The 260-nt window shown below is 25.4% G+C and carries 1 protein-coding gene; it reads left to right on the top strand.

Annotated features, from left to right (window positions below; all coding sequences use genetic code 11):
- Positions 1-260 (top strand): MAP domain-containing protein (locus HMPREF3247_RS01710; protein ID WP_000317060.1); only part of this gene is annotated, 260 nt, incomplete at both ends.

Here is a 260-nt window from a genome sequence, read left to right as displayed (position 1 = left end):
ACAATTGCAGTAAATGGCACATCAACACCAATTTTATCAAAACTAAAAATTTCGAATAAACAATTAATTAGTTACAAATATTTAAACGACAAAGTGAAATCTGTATTAAAAAGTGAAAGAGGTATCAGTGATCTTGACTTAAAATTTGCGAAACAAGCAAAATATACAGTATATTTCAAAAATGGAAAGAAACAAGTAGTGAATTTAAAATCAGACATCTTTACACCTAATTTATTTAGTGCCAAAGATATTAAAAAGAT

It is taken from the genome of Staphylococcus sp. HMSC36A10 (assembly GCF_001838845.1).
Lineage (GTDB): Bacteria > Bacillota > Bacilli > Staphylococcales > Staphylococcaceae > Staphylococcus > Staphylococcus aureus.
This window is presented reverse-complemented; position numbering and strand designations above follow the sequence as displayed.